Here is a 25,753-nt window from a genome sequence, read left to right as displayed (position 1 = left end):
GGGCCCCGCCCGCACCTCTCATCCCCCACCTGAAAGGCACGCCCATGAGCACCGGCGAATCCCCCACCGGACGCGAGAGCCGCGTCGCGATCAACGAGGACTGGGCCGCCACGGCCGTCGGCCTGGTCCTGCTCGTCCTCGTCCTCACCGGCGTCATCCCCGTCGGGCTGGTGCCCTGATGAGCGCCGCGACCGTCACCGCCGACCGCGCGACCTGGCGCGGGGCGGCGCTCGGCGTCCTGGTCGTCCTCGTGCTGGCCGCCGCGACCCGGTTCCTGGAGAAGGGCGTGCCCGGCTGGCTCCCCGACTCCGGGCTCGCCAAGGCCGTCGAGTTCCCGGTCTACGCGATCGCCCTCGGGCTGCTCGGCAACGCGCTGCTGACCGCGGCCGGGCTGCGGGAGCGGCTGGCCGGCGGATTCCGCACCGAGTTCTTCATCAAGACCGGGCTGGTGCTGCTCGGCGCCTCCATCAACCTCAAGGTGATCGTCACCGCCGCCGGGCCGGCCGTGCTCCAGGCGATCGTGCTGATCAGCACGGTGTTCCTGTTCACCTGGTGGCTCGGCGGGCGGCTCGGGCTCGACGACCGGCTGCGCGCGCTGCTGTCGTCGGCCGTGTCGATCTGCGGGGTCAGCGCGGCCATCGCGGCGGCGGGGGCCGTCCAGGCCAGGAAGGAGCAGCTCGCCTACAGCGCGAGCCTGGTGATCGCGTTCGCGCTGCCGTCGATCTTCGTCCTGCCCGCCCTGGCCTCGGCGTTCGGGCTTCCGCCCGAGGTGGCGGGGGCCTGGATCGGCGGCAACATCGACACCACCGCCGCCGTCACCGCCGCCGGCACGATCGCGGGCGAGGAGGCCCTGGCCATCGCCACGATCGTCAAGGTCACCCAGAACGCGCTCATCGGCGTCGTCGTGGTCGCGCTGACCGCCTGGTTCGCCTTCCGGGTCGAGCGGCGGGCGGACGCCGAGCGGCCGGGGGCGGCCGAGCTGTGGCGGCGCTTCCCGAAGTTCGTGCTCGGGTTCGTCGCCGCGTCCGTGATCGCCACCTGGTGGCTCACGACGGTCCCCGCGGCCGAGGGCAAGGCGGTCGTCGGGGTCGCCAACGACCTGCGGACCTGGTTCCTGATCCTGGCGTTCGTCAGCATCGGGCTGGAGTTCCGGGTGGCGGCGCTGCGGGCGGCCGGCTGGCGGCCGGTCGCCGTGTTCGCCGCCGCGACGGTGGTGAACGTGGTCGTCGCCCTGGCCCTGGCCCTGGCCCTGTTCTCCGGCTTCAAGGCCGGCTGACCGGCCCCGCCTCGGGGGGCGGGGCCGTCCCGCTACGCGACGGGCAGCTGGGCGGGATCCGCCACCCGGACGATCGAGCCGCTGATCTGCTGCGGGTTGCGGATCAGGTTGAGGATCGGGCACACCCGCTCGACCTCGGCGTGCAGTTCGGCCAGCTGCTCGTCCGAGGCGGGCGAGCCGATCTGCACCTCGTAGCGGAAGTTGTGCGGGTACACCGGGACGCCCTGGTCGCCCGGGAGCTGGGCCCTCGGGTCGTACTCGGCGCGGACGTCCACCTCCAGGGAGTCGATCGGCACCTCCAGCTCGGCCGCCTTGATCAGGAAGATGTGCGTCACGCAGCTGCCCAGGACGCCGGCCTGCAGCTCGGGCGAGCCGGGGCCGAGGTCGTAGCCGGCGAAGTCGGGGCCGCTGTCGCTGATGATCTGGAAGTCCCTGATCCTGATGCGCCGGATCCCGCTGCGGCCCTCGGCCGTGACGTGGGCGTGCAGCGGCACCGGGCCGCCCGCCGGGGCCTCCCGGCGGGCCAGCAGGGCGGCGCGCTTGTGCGACAGGTACTCGCGAAGGGTGCTCATGGGTCTTTCTCTCTCGAACGGGGTTCAGCTCAGGGTCACGTGGCCGAGCGGGGTGTCGACGACGGCCCGCAGGCCGGGCTCCGGCCCCTCGGTGACGTCGAGCGTCACGTCGAGGGCGGCCAGGTCGCGGCGGAGCGCGCCGGGGTCGGGGTGGACGGCGGCGAAGGAGACCAGGCCGAGCTGCGGCAGGTCCGTGGCGGCCGGGTGGGTGGTCGTCCCCCAGTCGATGAGGAAGGGCACCGGACGGACCGCGGCGGGGTCCTCGCGCCGGGTGAGCCGCCACTCCAGCAGCTCGCCGGACGGGGTGCGCCGGGACAGCGGCTGCACGTCGCCGGGGTCGTAGCCGCGCTCACGGGCCAGCTCCACGGTCTTGTCCAGGTCCTGCGGATGCACAGCCCAGGCGGCCAGGCGCGGCTCGGTCAGCGTCGCCAGCCCGAACGCCCGCGGCCGCACCTCCGACTCGGGGTCCGGCCCGATGATCTCCAGGTACGCGGTCGGCCCGAAGCGCACCAGGTAGTTCGCGGTGCCACCGGGATGGCTGCCGCCCCGGACGGGCCGCACGCCGGTGCGCGCGGCGAAGTCCTCGACCCCCGTGAGCAGGTCGGGAACGGCATAGACGAGGTGGTCGAGGTGACGGTCGGTCATCGGTGGTCCTCCGGTTCGCCGAGTGAGAGCATGAGCCGGTTCGCCCAGTTGAAGAAGGCGGCGGCGTGGATGGTGTCGCTGATCGCCAGGTCGTCCAGCCCGGCCGCGCGCAGCGCCGCGATGTGCTCGGGCCCGAACTCCACGGGCGTGGCGGTCAGCGCGACCGAGGCGTCGACGACCGCCCGCCAGGTGCCGTCCTGCGGCGCGTCCACCCCCTCGTCGAGCAGGCGCTGCACGTCCTGGGGGCGCTTGGAGTGGTGGGCGGCGAAGCGGGCGTGCACCGACGCGCAGAACACGCAGCCGTTGCGCCGCGAGGTCGCCGTCGCGGCCAGCTCGCGCTCGGCGCGCGGCAGCCCGCCGTCGGCGTTGTAGAAGATGTCGTTGTCGGTCTTGGTGCGCGCGTGCAGGATCTCGGGGTCGCGGGCCAGCAGCAGGAAGTACGGCGACGACGCCCGCGCCCGGTCCACCAGCGCCTCGTAGTGGGCCTCGGTCAGCTCCTCCGGCGCGAGCGGCGGCAGCCAGGGCCGCCAGCCGAGCTGTTCCTGGGTGAAGCCGGTGCTCACGCCGCCACCTCCGCGTTGAGCAGCCGCAGGCCGCCGACCACCCGGACCTGGAAGGCGAGGAAGGCGACGAGCTGCGACAACGTCACCACGCCCGTCGGGCTCCAGCCGGCCGCGGCCAGTGCCTCCAGGGCCTGCCCGCTGGCCTCGCGGGGCCGGAACACCAGCAGGTGCGCGTGCTCGAACGCGGCGGTGAGCCGGACGCCCAGCTCGTCCGGGTTGCGGACCCGGTAGCGCAGGCCCTCGTCGCTCTCGGCGGCCAGCGGCGCGGGGTAGACGCCGTACGGGCCGGTGGTGGCGCCCGCCTCGACCTCGGTCGCGACGGCCTTCAGCAGGCCGGGGGCCAGCTCGGCGAGCCGGTCGGCGTAGAAGCCGGCGACGACGGCGTCGCGGTGCAGCCCGGTCACGAAGGCCGCGACGGCGTCGCGTTCGACGAGGGTGACCTCGCCCTCCTCGTCGGGGGTGAAGAGCGCGTCGAAGCCGCGCTGGGCGTGCTCGCGGGCGGCGGGCCGCAGGTCGCGCAGCTTGTCGAGACGGGAGCCCGGTCTTATCCCGGCCAGGTGGTCGATGACGTCGTTGATCATGTGGAGCTCATTTCGGTGGAGGGGAGCCAGCCGAGCGCGGGTGCGACCTCGGTCGCCAGCAACTCGGTCGAACGCAGGATCAGCGGGTGCGGCGGGTCCACCGAGTGCACCTGGAAGACCAGGTCGGTGACCCGTTCGAGGGTGGGATCGGCGCGCAGGCTGTCGATGACGTCCTGCGGGGTGCCCACGTGCACGTCGAAGGCGGCGATGCGGCTGTCCAGGTCGCCGCCGGGCAGCTCCCACGGCAGCCGGCCGCGCCCGAGGCCCTGCTCGGCCCAGCGCAGCGCCTCGGCGCGGCTGTCGGCCACGAACGCGGTCCGCGAGGCCACGATGCGCGGGGCGACGCCCGCGGGCAGGTTCTCGAAGTAGGCGTCCACGATCGGCCGTTGCAGGTCGGCCAGCGTCGCCTGGGGGTCGTCGGCCGGCCGGGGCTGCGTGCGCGAGAGCATGAGCCCGTTGCCCGCCCGGCCGGCGCGCGCTCCGCCGGCGGCCGAGAACGTCGCCTCCCAGATCGCGCCGGGCAGCCGGGGCGCGGGCGGGTAGAGCCGGTTGCCGCCGCCCAGGTCCTCCCCCGACCAGGCCCTGAGCAGGATCGACAGGTGCTCGGCGTACAGGGCGGCGCGGTCGCCGCTGTCGTGCCCGAACGGCCCGAACGACGACGGCGTCCCGCCGCTGCCGACCCCGATCTCCAGCCGCCCGCCGGTGAGCAGGTCGAGCACGGCGGCGTCCTCGGCCACCCGCACCGGGTGCTCCAGCGGCAGCGTGATGATGCCGGTGCCGAGCCGGATGCGGCTGGTCCGGGCCGCCACGTGAGCGAGGAACACCAGCGGCGCGGGCAGCCCGCCCTCCTCGCCGTCGAAGTGGTGCTGGGCCACCCAGGCGGTGTCGAACCCGAGCGACTCGGCGTGCGCGATCTGCTCGGCGGCCAGCCGGTAGCGCTCCGCCGGGGGCGCCTCGTCCAGGACGCGGGTGAAGAAGCCGAGCCTCATCGCACCGGCTCCGGGATGGCGGCGAGCAGCTCGCGGGTGTAGTCGTCGGCCGGGTCGGTGAAGACCCGCCGGGTGGATCCTGATTCCACGATGCGTCCTTTGTTCATGACGGAGACGGTGTGCGAGATCTGCCGCACCACCGCCAGGTCGTGCGAGATGAAGAGGTAGGTCAGGCCGAGGTCGCGCTGGAGCTGCCCGAGCAGGTCGAGGATCTGCGCCTGGACCGTGACGTCGAGCGCCGAGACGGCCTCGTCGAGCACGAGCACCTCCGGCCCCGCGGCCAGCGCGCGGGCGATCGCCACCCGCTGCCGCTGCCCGCCCGACAGCTCGCGCGGCCGGCGCGACGACACGTCCGCGGGCAGCGCCACCCGGTCGAGGAGCTCGGCGACGCGGGCCTTGCGGGCGGCCCGGTCGCCGAGCCGGAAGTTGCGCAACGGCTCCTCCACGATGTCGGCGACCGGCTGCCGCGGGTCCAGCGACCCGTACGGGTTCTGGTGCACGAGCTGGACGTGCCGGCGGAAGCCGCGGCCGTCGGGCGCCCCGGCGACGGTGACCGTGCCCGACGTGGGCTCGGCGAAGCGCACCACCATGCGCGCGGTGGTGGTCTTGCCGGACCCCGACTCCCCGACGAGCGCGTGCGTGGTGCCGCGCGGCACCTCGAACGAGACGCCGTCCACGGCCCGGAAGGCCCGCCGCCCCGACCGGAACTCCTTGACCAGGTCGCGCACCACGATCGCGGGCTCGGCGGCCACCGGCTCGCGGAAGGGGCGGGCCGTCAGCGCGGGGGCGTCGTGCAGCAGCCTGCGGGTGTAGTCCGCGCCGGGCGCCGCCAGGATCTCCCTGGTCGGGCCCTGTTCCTCGACGCGGCCGTCCTTCATGACGACCAGCCGGTCCGAGCGGCTCGCGGCCACGCCGAGGTCGTGGGTGACCAGCAGCACGGCGGTGCCGAACTCGGCGCGCAGGTCGTCGATGAGGTCCAGGATGCGCCGCTGCACGGTGACGTCCAGGGCGCTGGTGGGCTCGTCGGCGATGATCAGCCGCGGTTCGAGCGCGACGGCGATGGCGATCAGCACGCGCTGGCGCATGCCGCCGGACAGCTCGTGCGGGTACTGGCGGGCCCGCGTCTCCGGGTCGGGCAGGCCGACGCGGGTGAGCAGCTCGACCACCCGGCGCCGGACGGCGGCCCGGTCGCCGCGCTTGTGGATGCGCAGCACCTCGGCGATCTGCGCCCCGACCGTCTTGACCGGGTCGAGCGAGTTGGACGGGTCCTGCGGGACCAGCCCGATCTGGGCCCCGCGGACGGACTCCATCCGCCGCGGCGACCAGGTCGCCAGGTCGTTCTCCCCCAGCAGGACGCTGCCGCGGTCGAGCGAGGCGTTGCGCGGCAGCAGGCCGATGATCGAGTGCGCGGTCGTGGTCTTGCCGGACCCCGACTCGCCGACCACCGCGACCACCTCGCCCGGCTCGACGGTGAAGGAGACGCCGTGCACCGCCGGGCGGCCGTCGTAGGAGACCGCGAGGTCGCGGACGTCGAGCAGGCTCACGAGGACTCCTTGGCGATGGACCGGCTGATCCGGCCGGCGGCGAGCACGACCGCGACCACCACGGCACCGGGCAGCGTGGTCAGCCACCAGGACGTGGCCAGGTAGTTGCGGCCCTCGGCGATGAGCAGCCCCCACTCGGGGGTCGGCGGCTCGGCGCCGTAGCCGAGGAAGCCGAGCGTCGAGATGGCCAGGATGGCCACGCCGAACTGCAGGGCGGCCAGCGCGACGACGGGGCCGAGCGAGTTGGGCAGCACGTGCCGCCACAACACGGCGGTGAACCGGCCGCCGCTGCCGAACGCGGCCTCGACGTAGTCGGTGCGGCGCACCCGGACGACCTCCGACCGCGACAGCCGGGCGAACGCGGCCACCGAGCCGACGCCGACCGCGACGGCCACGTTCACCGTCCCCGGGCCGAGCAGGATGATCACGACCAGGGCCAGGAGCAGGCCGGGGACCGACAGCAGCACGTCCACGACCCGCATGACGGCGGCGTCGGGCACCCCGCCGAGCGAGCCGGCCAGCAGCCCGAGCAGCGTGCCGAGCAGCAGCCCGACCGCGACGGCGACGAACGCCCCCGACAACGAGTGCACGGCCCCGTGCACCACCCGCGCGAACACGTCCCGCCCGACGGCGTCGGTGCCGAACAGGTGCTGGGCGCTCGGCGCCTGGAGCTTCTCGACCGGCACGCCGGCGATCGGGTCGTACCCGGTGAACAGCCCCGGGACGACCGCCCACAACAGCGCCACGGCGATCACCGTCCAGGACAGGATCAGGCCCGCCCTCACGACGCCGCCTTCAGCCGCGGGTCGAGCACCGGGAACAACACGTCCACCACCAAGTTGACCAGGACGAACACCGCCGCGGCGAGCACCACCACGGCCAGCATCACCGGCGTGTCCTGGGCGGTGACGGCCTGCTCGGTGAGCCGCCCGACGCCGTTGCGGCCGAAGACGGTCTCCGTCACGACCGAGCCCGCGATCAGCTCGCCGAACGTCAGGCCGGCCACGGTCAGCGTCGGCAGGACGGCGTTGCGCGCCACGTGCCGCCACAGGATCCACCAGCGGGTGGCGCCCTTGGCCGCGATCACCGGCACGAACGGCTGCGCGTACACCTGGTCGATGCCGCGCGCCAGCACCTGCGCGATGGGCGCCGAGATCGGCACGGCCAGCGTCACCACGGGCAGGACGAGCTGCTGCAACTCGCCGCCGCCGATGACCGGCACCAGCCGCAGCCGGAAGGAGAAGACCTGGATCAGCAGGATCCCCAGCCAGAACGCCGGGACCGAGATGAACAGCGACGGCACCGACAGCAGCGCCCCGCGCAGCCACGACGTCCTGCTGTAGCTCGCCACGAACGCGATCACCACGGCGAGCAGCACCGCCAGGACGAACGCCGCCGAGGCCAGCCGGGCCGTCTCGGGCAGCGCCTCGCCCAGGCGCTCGACCACCGGGGTGCCGGTGTCGATCGAGTAGCCGAAGCCGCCGGTCAGGAAGCCGGTCAGGGTGCGCAGGTACTCGCCGATCGGCGAGCCGCCGCTGTAGTACGCCCGGATGTCGGCGATCTGCTGCGGCGACAGGCCGAGCTCGGGGTTCTGGAACTTGATCAGGATCGAGTCGCCGGGCAGCAGTTGCAGCAGCACGTAGCTCGCGGTGAAGGCGGCCCACAGCACGAGCACCGCCTGCCCGGCCCGCGTCAGGAGATACCTGGTCATTGCTGGGCCTTCCACGCCGAGTAGAACCACGGCCGGGCGACCGCCTCGAAGGCCACGCCCTTGACGTACGGCGCGCCGCCGTACACCTGGGGCTCCTCGAACAGGGGGATGGCGTAGCCCTGGTCGATCACGTACCGCTGGATCTCGCCGACCTTGGCGTTGCGCTTGGCGTTGTCGGGCTCGGCGGACTCCTCCTCCAGCAGGGTGTCGAGCTTCTTGTCCTTGGACAGGATGACGTCGCGGTTCTGGCTGTGGAAGTGGCTCTTGATGACGTCCTGGTCGGCGCGGCCGACCATGCTGTGCGCGACGGCGGTCTTCTCGGCGTCCTTGATGTCCACGGCCTGGGTGCCGGCGTCGGCGGGACGGATCTCCAGCTGCACGCCGAGCTTGGCCCACTGCTGGCCGACGAGTTCGAGCGTCTGCTTGGACAGCGGCTGCGGGCCGGCGACGAACACGCCCAGCCGCAGCTTGACGCCGTCCTTCTCGCGCACGCCGTCGGCGCCCCTGGTCCAGCCGGCCTTGTCGAGCAGCGCGTTGGCCCTGGCCGGGTCGTAGGCCAGGTCCTTGGACAGGTCGAGGTAGCCCTGGGCGAGGTGGCTGAGCACGGAGGTGGCCCGCGGGTAGCTCGCGGTGAACAGGGTGTCCACCACCTCCTTGACGTCGGTGCCCGCCTGCAGCGCCTTGCGCACGTCGAGGTCCTTCAGGATGCTGTTGGACGGCCGCAGGTACAGGCCGTTGTTCACGCCCCTGGTCGGCTCGGCGTAGATCTGGAAGCCGGCGTCCTTGACGGTCTTCTCGTCGTACGCCTGGACGTAGCGCACGAAGTCGGCCTGGCCGGAGGTCAGCGCGCCGACCCGGACGTTGTCCTCGGGCGTCACGATGATCTTGATCTCGTCCAGGTACGCCCGCCCCTGGTGCTTCGACGACGGCGGCGCCCAGTCGTAGTCCTTGCGGGCGGCCAGGTCCACCTCCTTGTCGACGATCTGCTTCTTCAGTGTGAAGGGGCCCGAGCCGACGATGTTCTTCAGCTGGCACTGCTGCTCGTACGGCAGCGAGATCGTCTTCTTCGACACCAGCCCGGCCCCGATGACCGAGGTGCCCTGGAGGAAGCCGGGAGAGGGCTTCTTGAAGTGGAACCTCACGGTCAGCGGGTCGACGACCTCGCTGCGCTCGTAGTTGTTGACGAACTCGGCGACCGGCAGCTTGAGCTCGGTGTTCCCGAGGCCGTACACGTCGAAGTTGGCGGCGACGGCGGCGGCGTCGAGCGGGCTGCCGTCGCTGAAGGTCACGCCCTGGCGCAGGTGGAAGGTGTACTCGGTGGCGTCCTCGTTCACCTCCCACTTGGTGGCGATCCAGGGCTCGATCTCCAGGGTCTGCGGGTTCTGCCAGGTCAGCTTGTCGGTGATCTGGTTGAGGATGCCGCCGTTGGGATAGAAGCCGGCGGCCGGCAGGTAGAGGCAGGTGGGCGGCTGGTGTTCCAGGTAGGTCAGCGTGCCGCCGTAGACCGGCTGACCGCTGGACGGCGCCGCGCCGGCAGCACCCCCTTGGCCGCCACAGGCGCCGAGGAGCCCAACGACGGCGAGCATGACGGCTGCGGTGCGCAGGCTGGATGAGGACATGGGGGTACTGCCTTTCAGACAAAACATACCTAAAAAGTAGGAAAAGGCTACAGCAAACGCGCGACCGAAGCCACCAGGGGCTTCGGCCGCAACGTCAGAGGCGTTTCCGGGTCACGGGCGGTCCCAGGCCTCGGCGAGCAGTTCGTAGGAGCGCACGCGGTCGGCAGGGTCGTGGGTGATGGTGGTGACCAGCAGCTCGTCGGCCCCGGTGACCCGGCGCAGCACGCGCAGCCCCTCGGCCACGGCCCGCGGCGTGCCGACGAACTGGGTGTCGATCCGGTCCTTGACCAGCGCGCGGTCGGCCTCGGTCCAGACGTGCCGGGCCGCCTCCCGCGGCGTCGGGTACGGCATCGCGCCCGCCCCCGTCCTGATGCTGCGCACCCACAACCCGTACGGCGAGGCCAGCTCGCGCGCCCTGGCCTCGTTCTCGGCCACCACCGCGTCGGCCGACACGATCACGTACGGCTCGGCCAGCTCGTCCGACGGCTTGAAGGCCTCGCGGTACGCCTCCACGGCCTCCAGCACACTCGACGGGCTGACGTGGTAGTTGGCCGCGAACGGCAACCCGCGCTCGCCCGCGACCCGGGCGCTCTGCCCGCCGCTGCTGCCCAGGATCCACACCTGGACGTCGGCCCCCTCGCCGGGCGTCACGTGCGCCTCGTGGGTGCCGCCGAGCAGCGCGAGCACCTCGTCGACCTGGTCGGCGAAGTCGGGCGTCACCGCTCCGGGCTGCTGCAGCAGGCTCGCCTGGAAGGCCAGGCGGGGGATCTTCGCCAGCCGCGACCAGTCGAAGGGCGGCGGGATGAGCAGCCCGTCCACCACCCTGGCCTCCGTGCTCGCGGGACGTGCGGGAGCCGGCTCGGCCCCGCGCCGCCCCGAGCGCCCGATGCCCAGATCGAGCCGGCCCGGATGCAGCGCGTCGATGATCCCGAACTCCTCGACCACGGACACCGGCGTCCGGTGGCCGAGCTGCACGGCTCCCGAGCCGACCCTGATCGTCGAGGTGGCCGCCGCCACCAGGCCGATCAGCACGGCGGGGGCCGAGCCGGCCACGCCCGGGGCGAAGTGGTGCTCGGCCAGCCAGTAGCGGGCGTAGCCGAACTCCTCCGCGCGCCGGGCGAGCTCGATCGTGTCGCGTAACGCCTGACCCGCGGTGCCGCCCGAGCTGATGGGGGCCAGGTCGAGGATGGACAGGGTCATGACGCGCTCCCCGGGAACGGACGGCTGGGGATCTCCGCGCGCAGCGCCGGCGCGATCTCGGTCTGGAAGAGCTCCAGCGTCTCCCGGTGCTGCCCCGGCGTCAGGCCGTCGGCGTCGGCGGGCAGGTGCATGACCTCGTGCCCGAACCGCTTGTGGTAGCGCAGCACCTTGTCGATGATCTGCTGCGGGCTGCCGACCAGGATCGAGCCGCGCTCGACGGCGTCCTCCAGGGTGGGGAAGACCGGCTGCACGCCGGCCCGCCGGAACGTCTCCAGGCGGGCCTGGTAGATCGGCCGGTACTCGGCCAGGGCCCGTTGCGAGGTGCGGGCCGCGTAGTAGCCCGCGCTGCCCGCCCCGACCAGGGCGTCGGCGGGGTCGTGGCCGTGATGGGCCCAGCGTTCGCGGTAGTGGTCGATCAGCTCGGCGTAGGGCTCGATGGGGTTGGTGACGTTGGCCGAGAAGAGCGGGTCGCCGTGGCGGGCGGCCAGCTCGACCGACTCCTTGCTGGTGGCGCTGCCGTGCCAGACCCTGATCGGCCGTTGCAGCGGGCGCGGCCAGGTCTCGGCGTCGGTCAGCGCGGGGCGGAAGCGGCCCTGCCAGGTGACCCGGTCCTCCCGCCACAGGCGGCGGAACAGCTCGTACGACTCGCGGTTGCGCTCCCACTGGTCCGCGGCGGTGACGTGGAAGAGCCTGGCCTGCGCCGCGCCGTTGCCCTTGCCGACGATCAGTTCGAGCCGGCCGCCGGACAGGTGGTCGAGCGTGGCGTAGTCCTCGTAGGCGCGCACCGGGTCGAGCAGGCTCAGCGTGGTGACCGCGGTGAACAGCCTGATCCTGGACGTTCTGGCGGCGATGTGGCTGAGCACGACCGGGGGCGAGGAGGAGATGAAGGGCCGCTCGTGCCGCTCGCCCACGCCGTAGCCGTCGAAGCCCAGTTCCTCGAAGAGCACGGCGGTCTCGACGACCTCGCGGAATCGTTCCGTGGGTGACCGGCCGTCGCTGTGGACGATCAATGTGATGCCCAGAAATTTCATGACACCTCCGCGTACCTGCTCGCCGGGCGCGGCAGGCCGAGCAGCCCGCGTAACGTCCGGGCTTCGTACCCGCTCCTGAAGGCCCCGCGCCCGCGCAGCTCGGCCGTCAGCTCCCGGCTGATCCGCTCCAGGTCGTACGGCAGCGCCCCCGGCCGCAGCCGGAAGCCCTCGATCCCGGCCCGCCGCCACTCCAGCAGCAGGCCGGCCAGCTGCCCGGCGTCGCCGGTGAAGATCGCCGCGTCGGAGGTCAGTTCGGCCCCGTCCAGCTCGTCGAGCCGCGCCTTGCGCCGGGCCGCGTCCGGGCCCAGGAAGACCAGCAGGTCGGCGAAGATCCGCAGGCCGCCGGAGAGCCCCCGGACCTCCTGGACGATCTCCCGCGCGTGCTCGGCCGAGCGCGGCGTGACGAAGACGACGTCCGCGCCGCCCGCCGCGAACTCGTACGGCAGCCGCGCGTGGGCCAGCGCGGCCACCACCGGCTGCCCCTGCGGCGACCTGGGCGTGATGGACGGCCCCCGCACCGAGAAGAACCCGCCCTCGAAGTCGATGTGGTGGAGTTTGCCGCGGTCGACGAACCGGCCGGTGGCCACGTCCCTGATCTCGGCGTCGTCCTCCCAGCTGTCCCAGAGCCGCCGGGCCACCTCCACGGCGTCGGCGGCCTCGGCGAACAGGGCGCGGACGTGCGGGTCGGCCGACAGGTCCACCCCGCCGGGCCGGTTCAGCACCTGGTCGAGCGGGGCGAACCGGCGGCGGCCGAAGTGGGCCGCCTCGCTCGCCCGCGCCGAGACCTGCGGCCGCCAGCCCGCCCGGCCGCCGCTGACGTGGTCGAGCGTGGCGATGCCGATGGCCACGTGGAACGGCTCGGTGTGCGTGGTGGTGGCCGTCGGCACCAGGCCGATCCGGGTGGTCAGCGGCGCCAGCCGGGCCGCGAGCAGCACCGCGTCGAACCGGCCGCGTACCTGGTCGGTGCGGTCGTCGGGGCCGTCGGGCCGGGTGGACTGCAGGCCCAGGGCGTCCTCGATGGTGACGAAGTCGAGCAGCCCGCGCTCGGCCTCGGCGACCAGCCCCGCCCAGTGACCGGCCGAGAAGAGCCGCGTGCCGGGGGCCGCGCGCCAGGCGGCGGGGTGCCAGCCGGCGCCGTCCAGGGCCACGGCCAGGTGCAGCGTCATGACAGCTCCAGGTGCTCGCGCAGGGTGGTGCCGGTGTACTCCGTGCGGAAGACGCCGCGTTCGCGCAGCGCCGGCACCACCCGGTCGACGAACTCGTCCAGCCCGCCGGGGGTCAGGTGCGGGACGAGGATGAAGCCGTCGGCCGCGCCGGCCTGCACGTGCTCGTCCATCTGCCGGGCCACGCCCTCGGGGGTGCCGACGAACGTCTGCCGCCCGGTGACCTCGATCACCAGCTCGCGGATGCTCAACCCCTTCTCCGCGGCCAGCGCCCGCCATTTGGCCGCCACCGCGGCGCGGTCCTTGATCGGCACCCGCCCCTGGGAGACGCCTTGGGACAGGTCCGGCTCGACGTCGGGGAACGGTCCATCGGGGTCGAAGGCCGACATGTCCCGCCCCCACACCTGCTCCAGGAACGCGATCGCGGTCTGCGGCCCGACCTGCTGCCGCCGGATCCTGGCCGCGTTCTCGGCGGCCTCCTCGTCGGTGTCGCCCAGCGCGAACGTCACGCCGGGCATGATCTTGAGCTGGTGCGGCCGGCGGCCGTACCGGGCCAGGCGGCCCTTGACGTCGGCGGAGAAGCGCCTGCCGTCCTCCAGCCCGCCGTGCGGGGTGAAGACCACGTCTGCGTGGGCGGCGGCGAACTCGCGGCCGTCGTCCGAGTCGCCGGCCTGGATGATCACCGGGTGTCCCTGCGGGGAGCGCGGCAGCGTGAACCGGCCCTCGACGGTGAAGTGCCTGCCCCGGTGGCTGACCGTGCCGATCGCGCCCTCCCGCAGGAAGCGGCCCGCGCCCTGGTCGGCGAGCACGGCGTCCGGCTGCCAGGAGTTCCACAACTCGCGCGACAGCCGGACGAACTCCTCGGCCCGGCGGTACCGGTCGGCGGGGTCGAGGAAGCCGCCGCGGCGGAAGTTCTCGCCGGTGAAGGCGTCGGAGGTGGTCACCACGTTCCAGGCGGCCCGGCCCTCGCTCAGGTGGTCGAGCGTGGACAGCCGCCTGGCCAGCTCGTACGGCTCGTTGAAGGTGGCGTTGACCGTGCCGGCGAGCCCGAGCCGCGAGGTCACCGCGGCCAGGGCGCTGAGCACGGTCAGCGCCTCGGGCCTGCCGACCACGTCCAGGTCGTGGATGCGGCCCTTGAGCTCGCGCAGCCGCAGCCCCTCGGCCAGGAAGAAGAAGTCGAACGTGCCGCGCTCGGCCGTCCTGGCGAGGTGGACGAACGAGGCGAAGTCGATCTGGCTGCCCGACCGGGGGTCGGCCCAGACGGTGGTGTTGTTCACGCCGGGGAAGTGCGCGGCGAGGTGCACCTGCCTCTTGCGCGTCACCGGCCCCGCCCGTGCGGCGTGCCCCAGGCAGCGGGCAGGCCCTCGATGGTCTCGCCGAACGCCGGGCGCTGGTAGAGGTCGCGGGCGTAGCCCCAGAGGTGCTCGAAGTCGGGCAGCTCGCGCTCGCTGATGAGGTGCTCGTGGTTGTGCAGCGCGTCGAACCTGACCAGCGTCACCCACAGCCGCACGTCCGCCTCGGTGATCGTGTCGCCGGTCAGGAACCGCTGCTCGGCCAGGCGTTCGTCCAGGCGTTCCAGGGCCGCGACGACGCGGTGGCGCTCCTCCTCGCGGGCGGCCTCGGTGCCGGCCGGGGCCACCCGGGTGACGCCGGTGTTGACGTCGTGGTAGATCCACGCGTTCAGCTTGTCGATCTCGCCGCGCAGGTGCTCGGGATAGAGGTCGACCGAGGTGTCGGCCCACTTCTCGAACTGGGTGGCCAGGTCGATCGTGATGTCGGGGAAGTTGTTGCTGACGATCCTGCGCCGCGCCCTGTCCCAGAGCACGGGCACCGAGATGTGGCCCGGGTAGCCCTTCTCGGTGGCGTCGTAGGCCTGCTCCAGGAAGGCGAACCCGTTGACCGGGTCCGGGCCCCTGCGCTCCCTGAAGGCCCAGCCCCGACCGTCGCGCTCGTCGTCCACGTACGACAGCGAGACGACGTCCTCCAGGCGCTTGAGCTTGCGGACGATCGCGACGCGCTGGGCGTAGGGGCAGGTCCAGGCGGCATAGACGTGGTAGCGGCCGGGCTCGGCGCGGTATCCGCTGGTGCCGTCGGCGGTGACGCGGTCCTGGAAGGGGTAGACCGGACGGTCCCAGCCGGCCGACAGGTGCAGGCGGCCGGGGCCGTAGCGGCCGTAGGCGACGCGGTCGAGCGGGCCGGCGTAGACCGGCGTGCCGGTGGTGGCGGTCACAGGTTCTCCTGGTGGGGTAGGAAGCGGCCGAACCGGCCCTGGTGGTAGAGCAGCGGGCGGCCGGCGTTGTGCGTGGCCGCCTCGGCCACCAGGCCGACGACCAGCACGTGGTCGCCGACCTCGACGGTCTCGTACGGCAGGCAGATCAGGTGGGCGGAGACGTCCTGGAGCAGCGGGGCGCCGAGCGGCCCCGCCCGCCACCGCGTGGGCGCGGCGAACCTGTCCACCCCCTTGCGCGCGAACCGCGCCGCCAGCTCGGCCTGGTCGCTGGCCAGGATGTTGACCGCGAAGTGGTCGGCCCCCCGCAGCCACGGCCAGGTGGTGGAGGACTGGTCCACGTAGAAGGAGACGAGCGGCGGGTCGAGGCTGACCGAGGAGAACGAGGTGGCGGTGAGCCCCACGGGGATGCCCTCGCTCTGCGCGGTGATCACCACCACTCCGCTGGCGTGCACGGCGAGCGCCTGGCGGAACACGTCGGCGCCGACGGCCTGCTGGTCGGGCAGGGTGTCGGTCATGCGCCGGCCTCCGCTCGGTACGGGCGGACGGGTCTGTTTGCGATCACGGAAAGGCTCCTCACGGGAGAGAGGGCGTGCGCACGCCGCTCCCGGCGGCCGGGCCGGGAGCGCCGGGAAGGGGGCACGCGAGGGTTCGTCAGCGGAGGCGTGGACGGCGTCGGCCACGCTGGTGCGCTCAGGGGAAGGCGGGCGGCTGCTGGTCCGTGATCAACGACACTGCGCGCTGGCGACGTGGCCGAAGTCCACGTGCGGGCGCCTGGTCAGGAGAGTGCCCTGGCTCATGCCAACGACGCTAGGCCGCCGCGAGCCTCAAGTCAATATTCCCTACTGGTTTTAAAGGGAATACCTATTGGGATGAATCGCGAAGTTTGGCGGGTGGCACCGGGATCGCCGGGAAGGGGTTGTCCGGCAGCAGGATGACCCGGCGCGCCTGCCGGGGCTGCATGGCGGCGTCGAGGTGGAGCAGGGCGGCCCCGATGCCGGCCGCGCCGACCATGTACCCGGTGTCCGCGCTCACCTCGCCCGGCCGCAGCCGCCGGTACGCCTGGTACCAGCGGAACCCCTGGCCGTCGTGGTTGTCGCCGCGCCCGATGAGGTGCCCGGCGAGCACCTGGGCCTGCGCGAGGCGGTTTTCGTCGCCGGTCGCCGCCCACAGGCCGACGAACAGTTCGAGCAGCCCGGCCGCGCCGCAACACTGGCAGGCCACGTTCCAGAAGCCGTCGGTCTGCCGGAGGGGGGCGCCGCTCTCGACGACGCCGTGCGCGAGCCGTTCGACCCAGTCGAGGTGGCCGGGGTCGCCGGTGACCCGGAACAGCTCGTAGAACATCCGGGCCACGCCCGCCGAGCCCGAACAGAAGCCCAGGTAGTGCAGCTCGCGCCCCTGCGGCACGTGGTGCGGGACGACGGCGCACCTGCCCGCCACCGCGCTCACCTCGCGCACGAAGCCCGCGCCGCGGGCGGCCGCCTCCAGGAAACGCCGCTCGCCCGTGACGCCGTAGAGCCTGGCCAGCAGGAAGGCGGTGCCCGCCGTGCCGGACAGGAAGCCCGGGGTGACGGCGTCGAGCGGCAGGTCGGCGCAGTCGCCGAAACGATGGCCGGGCACGGCGAGCCCGGCGATGCGCTCACCCGCCGCCACCGCCGTCTCCTCGTAGCCGCGCACGCCGAGCGCGGCGGCGGCCTGGAGCAGCCCGAGCACGATCCCGCCGTCGCCGCGCTGGGCGGGCTCGCGCGTCCAGCCGGGGCCGCCGTCCAGCGGGCGCGCGGCGCGGACGATCGTGTCGGCCACCGCGACGGCCTCCTCCTCGAAGACGCCGTCGCCGAAGGCCCAGCCGGCCTCGATCAGCGCGACGAGCGTGCCGGTCAGGCCGTGGTAGAGGGTCAGGTCGGCGCGTTCGCGCCAGGTGGCGGCCAGGTAGCGGGCGCCTCTGCGGGCGTCGTCCAGGTACGCCTCGTGGCCGGTGGCGGCGGCCAGTTCCAGGAAGAACAGCACGATGCCGGCGGCGCCCGCGTACAGGGAGGCGGAGTCGCCGGCGGCGGCCGACCTGCCACGGGGGTCGGGGTTGGCGCGCCAGTGGCGGCCTCTGCCGTCGTCGACGGCGGCGGTGCGGATCCAGCGGCCCGCCATGATCGCGGCGGTCAGCGGAGTCTCGGCGCGCTCACTCGGCGAGCGGGTCCGGTCCAAGCCCATACTCCATTCTCCCACACTTCCGGTAGGAAAATCGGTCTTTTCTCAAGGGTTCGCCTCCATCATCGCGGGTAACGGAACGGTGACGTCGAGTATCGAACGGGGAGGGCGTCGTGAAGCGTCCCATCATCTGTGCCGCGATCCTGGCCCTGGGCGTCACGGGCTGCACGAACACCGGATACGACACAGGGCAGCACCTGCCGCAGAACGAGGGCGCGAACGCCGACGCCAAGGGCGTCATCCACGTGCGCAACGCCTACCTCCGGCCCGCTCCCGGCCAGGCGGCCACCCCGTCCTCGCCCGCCTCCGAGCAGACCCTCTACGCCGTGCTGATCAACGACGGCCACAAGCCCGACCAGCTCCAGCAGATCACCGTCGACGGCGGCGGCTCGGTGCAGCTCTCCGGCGCCGCCGCCGACATCCGGCCCGGCCAGCCTGTGGGCGCGGGCGAGCAGCCGCTCGGCACGGTCACCGGCGTACGCGCCGCCACCGTGCCCATGACCTTCACCTTCCGCGACGCCGGGGCCGTGCGCGTGTACGTGCCCGTGAAGCAGAACGCGCCCCAGTCCCCCGCCGGTTCGACCGGCCCCGCGGCCACCCCGGCGGCGCCGGGCCACGCGCCGCCGCACGCGCCCCGGCACCGGACCGGGCACTCAACCGGCCACTCAACCGGCCACTGACGGCCGCAGCGCCGACAACAACCGGTCCAGCTCGGCGGCGATCAGCGGCAGGTCGGCGTCCGGGTCGGCGGAGCGGGCCAGCAGCATGCCGCCCTCGCAGACCGCGCCGAACACGAGCTGCGCGCGGGCGGGCGCGTTCCCGCCCGCGATCCGCCCGCCCTCGGCGGCCCGGCGCAGGCCGCCGGCCAGGACGCGCAGCAGGTGGTCGTACTCGATCTCGCGGGCGGTCTCCCAGCCCAGCACCGAGGGCGCGTCGAGCAGCACGATCTGCCGGAAGCCCGGGTCGAGGCAGTGCTCCAGGAAGGTGCGCAGGCCCCGGCGCAGCGCCGCCAGCGGGTCGCCCTCCTGGGCCCCGGCGTGCTCCAGGGCCGCCGCGACCTCGGCCAGCTCGCCGGTGAACGCCGCCCGGAACAGCGCCGGCTTGCCGCCGAAGTGGTGGTAGGCGGCCCCCTTGGTCACCCCCGCGCGGGCGGCGACGGCGTCGATCGAGGTGTCGGCGTAGCCGTGCTCGCCGAACAGCCGGCGCGCGGCGCCCACCAGCCGCGCCGTCGTCTCGTCCGTGCGTTCTGCCTGGGTACGGCGGCTCATTGACTTCCATACTCCTAGTACGTATGTTCGAATCACGTACCAGAAGTATGGAACACGGAGGCCGATCGTGTCCGCAGAACCCATCGCCGTCTACGGAGCAAGTGGTCATACCGGACGCCTGGTGGCGGCGGAATTACGCGCCCGCGGCCTGGAGGTGATCCTGGCGGGCCGCGACGCCGCCCGGCTCAAGGACGTCTCCGACGAGCTCGGCGGAGCCCGCGTGCACGAGGCCCCGCTCGACGACGCCGACGCCCTGCGGGCCCTCACCGCCGAGGCCGGTGTGCTGATCCACTGCGCCGGGCCCTTCACCGACACCGGCCGGCCCGTGGCCCGCGCCGCGGCGGCGTCCGGCTGCCACTACGTCGACCACGCCCTTGAGCAGCACCACACCAAGTGGATGTTCGACGCCATGTCCGAGCCCGCCGCGGCCGCGGGCATCACGATGATCACGGCCATGAGCTTCTACGGCGGCATGGGCGACCTGCTGGCCGCGGCCGTGTCCGCCGGGCTGACCGGCATCGACCGGGTGACCAGCGCGTACGCCGTGTCCGGCTGGCGGCTGACCACCGGCGCGCGCAAGACCGCCGAGCTGCTGTTCGCCGACACCCGCCGCATCACCTACAGCGACGGCGCCCAGCACGTCGGGTACGTCGAACCGCGCAACGCCGTCTTCCCCTTCCCGCCGCCGCTCGGACCGCGCACGATGATCGCGCCGATCCCGTCGTCGGAGGTCGTCACCGTGCCCAGGCACGTGCCGGCCCGCTGGGTCGAGGCGCAGCTCACCGCGCACACCTTCGAGGAGGAGGGCGCGTTCACCGGCGAGGCCGTCGACCCGGAGACCAGGGCGGGCTCGGAGTTCACCGTGGCCGTCCAGGTCGTCACCGAGGACGGCGGCGCGGCCGGCCGGATCACCGGCCGCGACCTGTGGCGGCTCAGCGCGCTCGCGTCGGTCGAGGCCGCCGTGCGGCTGGCCGCCGGGCACGGGCCGGGGCCCGGCGTCTTCGCCCCGGCCGAGGCGTTCCCCGCCGAGCCGTTCCTGCGCGACCTCGAAGCGCTCGGGCTGCTCAGGCTCACCCTGCCGGGAAGGAGCGGGCGATGATCCTGGTCACGGGCGCGGCCGGCGGCCCCCAGGGCGGCACCGGCCGGCAGGTCGCCGAACAGCTGCTCCAGCGCGACCAGGCCGTGCGCGCCTTCGTGCACTCCGACGACGAGCGCGCCGGCGAGCTGCGCAAGCTCGGCGCGGACGTCGTCGTCGGCGACCTGCGCGAGATCAGGGACGTGCGGCCCGCGATGCGCGGGGTGCGGCGGGCGTACTTCACCTATCCGGTGACGGCCGGGCTGCTCGACGCGACCGGCGCGTTCGCGGCGGCGGCCAGGGAGGAGGGGGTCGAGCGGGTGGTCGAGGTCTCCCAGCTCGACGCCCAGCCCGAGGCCGGGACGCCGCGCATGCGCCGCCACTGGCTGTCGGAGCAGGTCTTCGACTGGGCCGGGGTGGGCGCGGTGCACCTGCGCGCGGCGGTCTTCTTCGAGAACCTGGCCGTCGTGGCGGACGCGTACGGCGAGCTGGCCCTCCCGCTGGGCCCGCCGGACACGCTGCTCCCGCTCGTCGCCGCCGCCGACGTGGCGCGGGTGGGCGCGGGCCTGCTGCTGGACCCGGCGCCGGCCGACCCGGTCTGCCTGGTGACCGGCCAGATGGCGACGGCCGCCGAGGCCGCCGACGCCCTCGGCGTGCGCTACGCGGACCTGCCTCCCGAGGAGTGGGAGCGGCGGGCGCACGACGTGTACCGCGACCCGTACGCCGTCGAGCACCTGAGCCACCTGTGGGCGATCTTCCGCTTCATCGGCTCCGGCGACCACCCGCTCTACCGGGTCACCGAGAGCATCGAGCGCGTCGGCGGGCGACGTCCGGTGACCATCGGGGAGTTCGCCGCCGCCCGGCGCTGATCCCCGTACCGGCCGGCCTCCTCCACCAGGTCGGTCAGCGCAGGCCCGCGAGCACGCCGCGCGCGACGGCCTCCCGCCCGGCCTCCTCCTCGGCCGCCGCCGCCTGCTCGGCCGCCACCCGCACGTCGTAGGCGGCGCGGGCCGTGGCGATCTCGCCCTGGTGCTCCTCGGTCCAGGTGACCAGGGCGCGGATGGTGGCGTGCAGCGTGCCGCCGAGGGGCGTCAGCGCGTAGTCCACGCGCGGCGGCACGGTCGGGTGGACGGTACGGCTCACCAGGCCGTCGCGCTCCAGGTGCCGCAGGGTCCTGGTGAGCATGCGCTGGCTCACGCCGTCGATCATGCGGCGCAGCTCGGTGAAGCGCAGGCTGCGCCGGTCGAGCAGCGCGATCACCTGCAGCGACCACTTGTCGGCGATCCGGTCGAGGATCTGCCTGACCTCGCAGTCCTCCCGCTGGTCCCATTGCAGCACGTCGTAGTCGGTATCCCCGCAGTGACCGAGGGACATCGAAGTTCCGTCTTCCATGGCTCCTTATGGTGACCAAAAATGCTGCTGGTTACAAGAAGGAACCGACCATTGTGGAAGGAATGCACCATGTCTCCCTTGAACCACCCCCGCATGGGGGCGCGCGCGTGGAGCGCGCTGTTCGTCCTGGCGGGGGCCGTCTTCCTGGAAGGCATCGACGTGGCCATGCTCAACGTGGCGCTGCCGTCGATCCGCGCCGACCTCGGCCTGTCCACCGGCACGCTCAGCGGCGTGGTGAGCGCGTACGTGCTGGGTTACGGCGGGTTCATGCTGCTGGGCGGCCGGGCCGCCGACCTGCTCGGCCACCGCCGCATGTTCCTGACCTGGCTGACGGTGTTCCTGCTCTTCTCCGGCCTGGGCGGCCTGGCGACCGAAGGCTGGATGTTGCTGGTCGCCCGGTTCGTCACGGGGGTCGCCGCCGCGTTCATGGCGCCCGCCGGGCTGGCGCTGGTCACCGGCAACTTCCCCGAGGGCCCGCAGCGCACCAAGGCGCTCGGCGTGTACGCCGGGACCGCGGCGGGCGGCTTCTCGCTCGGCCTGGTCGCCGGCGGCCTGCTGGCCTCGATCGGCTGGCGCTGGGTGTTCTTCGCCCCCGTGGTGCTGTCGGCGGTGATCCTGCTGGCCGCCGTCCCACTGGTGAAGGACTCCGGCGAACGGGTGCGGGGCTCGTTCGACCTGGCCGGGGCGCTGACCATCACCGGCTCGATGTTGCTGCTCGTGTACGGCGTGGTCCGCCTGGAGGCGCCCGCGGACGGCTCCGGCGCCACCGTCGCGACGTTCGCCGCCGGGCTGCTGCTGCTCGCCCTGTTCGTGCTGATCGAACGCCGCTCGTCCAACCCGCTGGTCCGGCTGGACATCCTGCGCTCGGGGCCGCTCGTCCGGGCCAACCTGGGCGCGCTGCTCTTCCTGGCCTCGTTCGCCGGGTTCCAGTTCCTGGCCACGCTCTACCTGCAGGAGGTGCGCGGCTGGAGCACCCTGCAGACCGGCCTGGCCATGCTGGTGATCGGCATCGACACGGTGCTGGCCCCCACGCTCACGCCGCGCCTGGTGAACAGGTTCGGCAACGCCCGCGTGCTGTTCGCCGGGATCGTGCTGTCGGCGCTGGCGTACGCGCTGTTCCTGCCGGTCGGCCCGGACTGGACGTACGCCGCCATGCTCCCCACCATGCTCCTGCTCGGCCTGGCCTTCTCGCTGACCTACGGCCCGCTGACCATGGCCGCGACCGAGGGCGTGGCGGAGGACCGGCAGGGGCTGGCCGGCGGCCTGCTCTACACGGCGATGCAGTTCGGCACCGCGCTCGGCCTGTCGGCGGTCACCGCCGTGAACGTGGCCGCGCTCGGCGGCGGCGCCGCGCCGACCCTGGACTCGCTGCGGATCGCCCTGGCCGTCCCGGTGGCCGTCGCGGTGGCGGCCGTGCTGGTGACCGCGTTCGGCCTGCGGGCCCGCGCCGCCGCCGCGCCCGTCGAGAGCCCGGTGCCCGAGACCGTCGGCTAGGACGGGTCCGCTCCCGGCTCCCTGCGCACCCGGGAGATCTTGTCGGGGTTCGCGACCGTGTAGATGTCGCGCACCTGCGACCCGTCGGAGGTCAGATCGACGACCATGACGGCGAACGGCGCGTTCTCCACGAACACCACCGCCGACGGGTCCCCGTTGGTCTCCCGGTACTGGATGTCCAGCCCCTCCATCGGCTGGGCGGTGCGCGCGACGAGCAGCCGGGCCACCTTGTCGCGGCCCCGGACCGGACGCGGCCCGCCCACCACGGACTTGCCGCCGCCGTCGGCCCACAGGGTCACCTCCGGCGCCAGCAGCTCCATCAGCGCGTCGAGGTCGCCGCCGAACGCCGCCGCCACGAACCGCTCGGTCACCTCCTGCTGGACGCGCGCGTCCACCCGGTAACGCGGGCGCCGGGCCTGGACGTGCTCGCGGGCCCGGTGCGCGAGCTGGCGCACGGCGGCGGGGCTGCGGCCGAGCATGCCGGCGATCTCGGTGTGCTGGAAGGCGAACACCTCGTGCAGGACGAACACGGCCCGCTCCAGCGGGGTAAGCGTCTCCAGCACCACCAGCAGGGCCAGCGACACCGACTCGCCCCGGACCACGTCCGCCGCCCCGTCGGCCGCCCTGTCAGCCGTGGTGACCAGGGGTTCGGGCAGCCATGGCCCGACGTAGGTCTCGCGGCGGCGGCGCAGCGCCGACTGGTGGGCGAGCGCCTGGTTCACGGCGATGCGCACCAGGTAGGCGCGCGGGTTCCCGATCTCGTCCGGGTCCCGCGACGACCAGGCCAGCCAGGTGTCCTGGAGCACGTCCTCGGTGTCGGAGACGCTGCCGAGCATGTTGTAGACGATGGAGAACAGCAGCTCCCTGTGGCCGCGGAAAACGTCCGTCATTCCAGGCATCATGTCCTTTGAGAGCCTTTGGGGCCCCCGGGTGTGACATGAGCTGCGTCACACCAGGTAACGCAGCCACAGGTACGGCGTCGCCAGCGCGACCGTCGTCGCGGTGACGATCAAGCCGTACTTCGTGAACTGCCAGAAGCTGATCGGGGTGCCGTTGCGGGCGGCGATGCCGAGGATGACCACGTTCGCCGCCGCGCCCACGGCGGTGGCGTTGCCGCCCAGGTCGGCGCCGAGCGCCAGGGCCCACCACAACACCTGCGCCGGACCCTCGCCGCCGTTGGCCTGGACGAGGTCGGCGACGATCGGGCTCATGGTGGCCACGTACGGGATGTTGTCGACGATGGCGGAAAGGCCCGCCGAGGCCCACAGCAGGACCATCGTGGTCAGCCCGAGCCGGCCGTGCGTGGCCTGCGCGGCGGCCTGGGAGACCTGGGCGATCACCCCGGTCTCCACCAGCGCCCCGACCATGACGAACAGCCCCGCGAAGAACACCAGCGTGGGCCACTCGACCTCGGCGATCGCCTCCTCGGTGGTCACCTTGGTGAGCGCCACCAGCACGCCCGCGCCGAGCAGCGCCACCACCGACGGCTCGTAGTGCAGCACGGGATGCAGCACGAACGCCGCCATCACCACCGCGAGCACGGTCAGCGACTGCCACAGCAGCCTGCGGTCGGCGATGGCCTCGCGCTCGTCGAGCGTCATGATCTCGGCCGCCAGCTCGGGGTCGTAGCGGAACGACCGGCGGAACATCACCCGGCACAGCCCGATGAAGACCACGAGCAGCACCACGATCAGCGGGGCCAGGTGCGCGAGGAAGTCGTTGAAGGTCAGCCCGCCGCGGCTGGCGATGATGATGTTGGGCGGGTCACCGACCAGGGTGGCGGTGCCGCCGATGTTGGAGGCCATCGCCTCGGCGATGAGGAACGGCGCCACCGGCAGCGCCAGCCGCTCGCACACCAGGAACGTCACCGGCGCGATCAGCAGCACGGTGGTCACGTTGTCCAGCAGCGCCGACGCGCCCGCGGTGATCAGGATCAGCAGCACCATGAGCCGGAACGGGCGCCCCCTGGCCCGTTTGGCGGCCCAGATGGCCAGGAACTCGAAGACGCCCGTCTGTTTCAGCACGCCGACGATGACCATCATGCCGAGCAGCAGGAAGATGACGTTCCAGTCGATGCCGGTGTGCTCGTCGAAGAAGGCGGCGCCGCCGTCGGTGGCGTGCAGCACCAGCATGATCCCCGCGCCGCCGAGCGCCGCGGCGACCCGGTGGACCTTCTCGGTGGCGATCAGCGTGTACGAGACGAGGAAGACGGCGACCGCCAGCCACGCGGTGACGGTCATGGCGGACCACCCGGGAAAGCCTGCAAGGAGAACTCCGAGATCGACGACAGAATCGCCGACCAGACTTCCCGGCACACCTCAGGACAACTTACCAAGAGGCGCGGCCGGACGGGACCGGCGGACTGGCCGCCCGTACGGGGCCAGGCGCCGGTCGCGCCCGGTGGGGTGGCTGGTCAGCCGACGCTGAACTGCCCCTTGAAGCCCGCGTGCAGCACGCTGCCGGACGAGCCCGAGACGCACGTGCCCGAACCGCCGAGCAGGTAGGTGTCGAACCGGCCGGTGAACGTCCTGCCCCTGAACGGCCCGGACTGGATCGTCCCCGACACCTTGGCCGTGTCGCGCACGACCTCGACGATGCGCGCGCTGGCCTTGCTGGTCTGCCTGGCGCCCTTGATGGTCCAGTCGATGGTGACGGTGCCGGTGCCCCCGGGCGCGGCGGTCCCGGCGGCGGCGGCGCGGTCGCGGATGACGCCGTCGGACTGCCCCCAGCGCTCCCGGTCGTAGACGACGCGGTCGGCCAGGTTGCGCTCGTCCTGGTCGTGGACGATGCGGTCGGCCAGGCTGCGGCCCTCGCGGTTGTAGACGATGCGGTTGGACAGGCTGCGGTCCTCGGCGTCGCGGTCGCCGAACACGCGGTCGAAGGCGTTGCCCTCGCCGGCCGGGCGTCCCCTGGTGACGGTGCGTCCGCCGCAGCTCGGGTTCACGCCGTTGAAGCTGGCTCTGAGCCGGGCCGCGGTGACGCCCGTGCCGCTGTGGTCGACGCAGTTCCACGGCTCCCGGCGGCTGACGGAACGGTCGAGGTGCAGCAGCCGCTGCGCCCCGGGGATGTACTGCGCCTCCCCGGACACGGTGCAGGAGATCGCGGCCGCGGCGTGCGCGGCCCCCGGGACGACGGCCGGAGCCAGTACGGTCAGCCCGGCGGCGGCCAGGGCGGGCAGTGACGTGGCGAGAGTAGGCATGA

27 protein-coding genes are annotated in these 25,753 nt (G+C 73.2%); 6 read left to right on the top strand and 21 right to left on the bottom strand.

Translation table 11 applies throughout. The features are described 5' to 3' along the window. Positions 1–44 precede the first annotated feature (44 nt). Together ABT158_RS01030 and ABT158_RS01025 are read left to right on the top strand one after the other, a co-directional pair. Positions 45–179, top strand: coding sequence for a hypothetical protein (locus ABT158_RS01030; RefSeq protein ID WP_352330037.1), 135 nt, complete (start codon positions 45–47; stop codon positions 177–179). After that, complete coding sequence (locus ABT158_RS01025; protein ID WP_352349528.1) at positions 179–1,276, top strand: YeiH family protein; 1,098 nt, start codon at positions 179–181, stop codon at positions 1,274–1,276. The genes ABT158_RS01030 and ABT158_RS01025 overlap by 1 nt, the downstream gene beginning before the upstream one ends. Before the next feature lie 32 nt (positions 1,277–1,308). Here ABT158_RS01025 and ABT158_RS01020 read toward each other — a convergent pair whose 3' ends face one another. The 16 genes from ABT158_RS01020 to ABT158_RS00945 all read right to left on the bottom strand — a co-directional run bounded on the left by ABT158_RS01020 (position 1,309) and on the right by ABT158_RS00945 (position 17,326). Further along, complete coding sequence (locus tag ABT158_RS01020; protein ID WP_352349526.1) at positions 1,309–1,848, bottom strand: OsmC family protein; 540 nt, start codon at positions 1,846–1,848, stop codon at positions 1,309–1,311. Between the two features lie 24 nt (positions 1,849–1,872). Then, complete coding sequence (locus ABT158_RS01015) at positions 1,873–2,493, bottom strand: VOC family protein (protein ID WP_352349524.1); 621 nt, start codon at positions 2,491–2,493, stop codon at positions 1,873–1,875. Further along, positions 2,490–3,056, bottom strand: a complete 567-nt coding sequence (locus tag ABT158_RS01010) for an alkylhydroperoxidase domain protein (RefSeq protein WP_352349522.1) — start codon at positions 3,054–3,056, stop codon at positions 2,490–2,492. The genes ABT158_RS01015 and ABT158_RS01010 overlap by 4 nt, the downstream gene beginning before the upstream one ends. Beyond that, entirely contained in the window at positions 3,053–3,637 is a 585-nt protein-coding gene (locus ABT158_RS01005) for a CMD domain protein (protein WP_352349520.1), read from the bottom strand. The genes ABT158_RS01010 and ABT158_RS01005 overlap by 4 nt, the downstream gene beginning before the upstream one ends. After that, the gene (locus ABT158_RS01000) at positions 3,634–4,626 is read right to left on the bottom strand and encodes a putative FMN-dependent luciferase-like monooxygenase (RefSeq protein ID WP_352349519.1); all 993 of its coding nucleotides are present in this window, start codon (positions 4,624–4,626) and stop codon (positions 3,634–3,636) included. Before ABT158_RS01000 ends, ABT158_RS01005 begins: the two co-directional genes overlap by 4 nt. Further along, positions 4,623–6,170 carry a dipeptide ABC transporter ATP-binding protein gene (locus ABT158_RS00995; protein WP_352349517.1) on the bottom strand — a complete coding sequence of 516 codons (1,548 nt, stop codon included), beginning with the start codon at positions 6,168–6,170 and terminating at the stop codon, positions 4,623–4,625. Before ABT158_RS00995 ends, ABT158_RS01000 begins: the two co-directional genes overlap by 4 nt. After that, positions 6,167–6,955, bottom strand: coding sequence for an ABC transporter permease (locus ABT158_RS00990; protein WP_352349515.1), 789 nt, complete (start codon positions 6,953–6,955; stop codon positions 6,167–6,169). Before ABT158_RS00990 ends, ABT158_RS00995 begins: the two co-directional genes overlap by 4 nt. Continuing rightward, positions 6,952–7,881 carry an ABC transporter permease gene (locus ABT158_RS00985; RefSeq protein WP_352322613.1) on the bottom strand — a complete coding sequence of 310 codons (930 nt, stop codon included), beginning with the start codon at positions 7,879–7,881 and terminating at the stop codon, positions 6,952–6,954. Before ABT158_RS00985 ends, ABT158_RS00990 begins: the two co-directional genes overlap by 4 nt. Then, positions 7,878–9,500, bottom strand: coding sequence for a TIGR04028 family ABC transporter substrate-binding protein (locus ABT158_RS00980; protein ID WP_352349513.1), 1,623 nt, complete (start codon positions 9,498–9,500; stop codon positions 7,878–7,880). The genes ABT158_RS00985 and ABT158_RS00980 overlap by 4 nt, the downstream gene beginning before the upstream one ends. Before the next feature lie 111 nt (positions 9,501–9,611). Next, on the bottom strand, positions 9,612–10,700 hold the full coding sequence (locus ABT158_RS00975; RefSeq protein WP_352349511.1) for an LLM class flavin-dependent oxidoreductase: 1,089 nt from the start codon (positions 10,698–10,700) through the stop codon (positions 9,612–9,614). Further along, on the bottom strand, positions 10,697–11,731 hold the full coding sequence (locus ABT158_RS00970) for an LLM class flavin-dependent oxidoreductase (protein ID WP_352349509.1): 1,035 nt from the start codon (positions 11,729–11,731) through the stop codon (positions 10,697–10,699). Before ABT158_RS00970 ends, ABT158_RS00975 begins: the two co-directional genes overlap by 4 nt. Then, complete coding sequence (locus ABT158_RS00965) at positions 11,728–12,897, bottom strand: LLM class flavin-dependent oxidoreductase (RefSeq protein WP_352349507.1); 1,170 nt, start codon at positions 12,895–12,897, stop codon at positions 11,728–11,730. Before ABT158_RS00965 ends, ABT158_RS00970 begins: the two co-directional genes overlap by 4 nt. After that, complete coding sequence (locus ABT158_RS00960) at positions 12,894–14,216, bottom strand: NtaA/DmoA family FMN-dependent monooxygenase (RefSeq protein ID WP_352349505.1); 1,323 nt, start codon at positions 14,214–14,216, stop codon at positions 12,894–12,896. The genes ABT158_RS00965 and ABT158_RS00960 overlap by 4 nt, the downstream gene beginning before the upstream one ends. Continuing rightward, positions 14,213–15,124, bottom strand: a complete 912-nt coding sequence (locus tag ABT158_RS00955) for a glutathione S-transferase C-terminal domain-containing protein (protein ID WP_352349503.1) — start codon at positions 15,122–15,124, stop codon at positions 14,213–14,215. Before ABT158_RS00955 ends, ABT158_RS00960 begins: the two co-directional genes overlap by 4 nt. Then, the gene (locus tag ABT158_RS00950; RefSeq protein WP_352349501.1) at positions 15,121–15,639 is read right to left on the bottom strand and encodes a flavin reductase family protein; all 519 of its coding nucleotides are present in this window, start codon (positions 15,637–15,639) and stop codon (positions 15,121–15,123) included. Before ABT158_RS00950 ends, ABT158_RS00955 begins: the two co-directional genes overlap by 4 nt. 346 nt (positions 15,640–15,985) lie before the next feature. Beyond that, positions 15,986–17,326 carry a lanthionine synthetase LanC family protein gene (locus tag ABT158_RS00945; protein ID WP_352349499.1) on the bottom strand — a complete coding sequence of 447 codons (1,341 nt, stop codon included), beginning with the start codon at positions 17,324–17,326 and terminating at the stop codon, positions 15,986–15,988. Between the two features lie 110 nt (positions 17,327–17,436). Between ABT158_RS00945 and ABT158_RS00940 the strand changes: the two genes are divergently transcribed. After that, entirely contained in the window at positions 17,437–18,003 is a 567-nt protein-coding gene (locus ABT158_RS00940; protein ID WP_352349497.1) for a copper chaperone PCu(A)C domain-containing protein, read from the top strand. Here the strand turns inward: ABT158_RS00940 and ABT158_RS00935 are convergent. Further along, entirely contained in the window at positions 17,989–18,591 is a 603-nt protein-coding gene (locus tag ABT158_RS00935) for a TetR/AcrR family transcriptional regulator (RefSeq protein ID WP_352349495.1), read from the bottom strand. The genes ABT158_RS00940 and ABT158_RS00935 overlap by 15 nt on opposite strands. Positions 18,592–18,658: 67 nt before the next feature. Here ABT158_RS00935 and ABT158_RS00930 point away from each other — a divergent pair, with 67 nt between their 5' ends. Next, complete coding sequence (locus ABT158_RS00930) at positions 18,659–19,690, top strand: saccharopine dehydrogenase NADP-binding domain-containing protein (RefSeq protein ID WP_352349493.1); 1,032 nt, start codon at positions 18,659–18,661, stop codon at positions 19,688–19,690. Beyond that, the gene (locus tag ABT158_RS00925) at positions 19,687–20,535 is read left to right on the top strand and encodes an NAD(P)H-binding protein (RefSeq protein ID WP_352349491.1); all 849 of its coding nucleotides are present in this window, start codon (positions 19,687–19,689) and stop codon (positions 20,533–20,535) included. Before ABT158_RS00930 ends, ABT158_RS00925 begins: the two co-directional genes overlap by 4 nt. 34 nt (positions 20,536–20,569) lie before the next feature. Here the strand turns inward: ABT158_RS00925 and ABT158_RS00920 are convergent, their stop codons facing one another. Continuing rightward, positions 20,570–21,058 carry a winged helix-turn-helix transcriptional regulator gene (locus ABT158_RS00920; protein WP_352322626.1) on the bottom strand — a complete coding sequence of 163 codons (489 nt, stop codon included), beginning with the start codon at positions 21,056–21,058 and terminating at the stop codon, positions 20,570–20,572. 69 nt (positions 21,059–21,127) lie between these two features. Between ABT158_RS00920 and ABT158_RS00915 the strand changes: the two genes are divergently transcribed. After that, on the top strand, positions 21,128–22,552 hold the full coding sequence (locus ABT158_RS00915; RefSeq protein WP_352349489.1) for an MFS transporter: 1,425 nt from the start codon (positions 21,128–21,130) through the stop codon (positions 22,550–22,552). Here ABT158_RS00915 and sigJ read toward each other — a convergent pair. From sigJ to ABT158_RS00900, 3 genes are all read right to left on the bottom strand, one after another. Beyond that, entirely contained in the window at positions 22,549–23,442 is an 894-nt protein-coding gene (gene sigJ, locus ABT158_RS00910) for an RNA polymerase sigma factor SigJ (protein ID WP_352349487.1), read from the bottom strand. The genes ABT158_RS00915 and sigJ overlap by 4 nt on opposite strands. 57 nt (positions 23,443–23,499) lie before the next feature. Next, on the bottom strand, positions 23,500–24,792 hold the full coding sequence (locus tag ABT158_RS00905; protein ID WP_352349485.1) for an ArsB/NhaD family transporter: 1,293 nt from the start codon (positions 24,790–24,792) through the stop codon (positions 23,500–23,502). A gap of 173 nt (positions 24,793–24,965) precedes the next feature. Further along, positions 24,966–25,751, bottom strand: a complete 786-nt coding sequence (locus ABT158_RS00900; RefSeq protein WP_352349483.1) for a hypothetical protein — start codon at positions 25,749–25,751, stop codon at positions 24,966–24,968. Between the last annotated feature and the right edge of the window lie 2 nt (positions 25,752–25,753).

Origin of the sequence: Nonomuraea sp. NPDC001636 (genome assembly GCF_040298265.1) — a bacterium.
Lineage (GTDB): Bacteria > Actinomycetota > Actinomycetes > Streptosporangiales > Streptosporangiaceae > Nonomuraea.
This window is presented reverse-complemented; position numbering and strand designations above follow the sequence as displayed.